This window comes from Halopseudomonas yangmingensis, from assembly GCF_900114825.1.
In the GTDB taxonomy this organism is placed as follows: domain Bacteria; phylum Pseudomonadota; class Gammaproteobacteria; order Pseudomonadales; family Pseudomonadaceae; genus Halopseudomonas; species Halopseudomonas yangmingensis.
The window spans coordinates 1-1,560 of record NZ_FOUI01000040.1 but is presented as its reverse complement, the minus strand read 5'-3'; the positions used below and the strand labels follow the sequence as shown (position 1 = coordinate 1,560).

Here is a 1,560-nt window from a genome sequence, read left to right as displayed (position 1 = left end):
TCCTGTATGGCCCCAGCTATTGGTGGAGTTTCATGGGTGGCCCATCTCTAGCAATCAATCAGGCCAGCAGGGATGGTTGAACAATGCACTGAGATAGCCTTTGAGTATCGGTAGGCTCCGCCTTCTACCTAGCCGCTGAGCAGTTGTGTTCTTTTTCGTGAAGGTGGCCGGCAGTAGCCGATCAATAGTACAGCAATCTTCATTCTTATGATGAATCATCCAGCTAGCCCGCCGCTGAGTATGTAAACGTCCGCTTTGCTTGGGATTATCGTTTGGTTTGATATTTTAAATATGCAGCACGCAAGTAAATTCTCAAACGATATTAATAGGTGGATGATATGGTGAAAGTGATTAAGCGGACATGGACAGATGACGATGTGGCGACTCTGAAGGAGTGTTACCAATCGGGTATGTCTCTAAAAGAAATTGGTGTCAAGCTTGAGAGAAGTCTGAAATCGATTTCTGGTAAGGCTCATCTTCTCGGACTGAAGTACGATGACTGTCATCGGGATTTTTATACTTCTGAAGAGGATAGATTTATATGTGAAAATGCGCAAACGATGACCCGGGCTGAGATTGGTAAGTTGCTGGGGCGTAGTGAAGGATCAATCAGTCTCCGCGGGAGGCGACTGGGTCTTACCTTTTGTAATCCTGTTAAAAATAGTCGTTACGATAAAGATCATGACTTTTTCCGTGTGCCAACACTAGAGAACTCTTATCTGGCTGGTCTGTTGGCTGCTGATGGTTGGGTTAAGCCAAACAGTCAAGATAAAGTCATAAATCAGGTGGCAATATCTCTTAAATCCGGTGATGCCTCATTACTCGAAAATATTCGAGTTTCTACAGGTTACACCGGTGCTGTCAGAAACTATATGCAAGGCCGCTATCCGCAGAGTGAGCTGCGTATTTGTGGTGTGAAAAATTGGGTTGTTGACCTGAAAAAGAACTGGAATATTGATCCTGTCAAAACCTACATATTACAGCCCCCGAATGAGAAGTTACTGAGCCCAGAAATGGTGCGTGCCTTCCTGGTAGGGTTCATAGAGGGTGACGGCTATATCGCGGTGAGTGGTGGTACGCTCAAGGTGTCAGTGCCCACTGCATCCAAGGCATTTGCCGATTGGATTGAAAAGGCATTTGCGGATATAAGTGAAGGGAGACCATCCCGTAGCCTTCATTCAAAAAGCGCTGTTACCTATATAGATATTTATGGTGCGAATGCGCGCCGCCTATGTCACAGGCTGATGGATGTTGGTGTACATAAACTCATGAGGAAGTGGGATGTCGCAGTTGCAGAAATAGATAGGCATAACCCGAGAATGCTTAATGGGGTTGTATTTTAATCAACTGTATTAAAGTCGTGGCCATTAGCTGGAATTGCTTGTGCTCGAAGGTAATCAGTTAATGGTCGCATAATAATATGGATTTATCTTAAGGTATAGGCATAACCTGTAATGGTCTTGAATTATATCATTGGAGCATAATTGTTATTGCAAGGAGATAGGCCCGTGGGGATTGGAATCGTCTTGATGCTTGATGCTTGATGCTTGATGCTTGATG

General features: G+C 44.6%; 1 protein-coding gene. It reads left to right on the top strand.

Annotated elements, in window-relative coordinates; translation table 11 throughout:
- Positions 1-338: 338 nt before the first annotated feature.
- Positions 339-1,343 (top strand): LAGLIDADG family homing endonuclease, encoded by a 1,005-nt coding sequence (locus tag BMZ23_RS14715; protein ID WP_093479088.1) that lies wholly within the window; start codon positions 339-341, stop codon positions 1,341-1,343.
- Positions 1,344-1,560 lie beyond the last annotated feature (217 nt).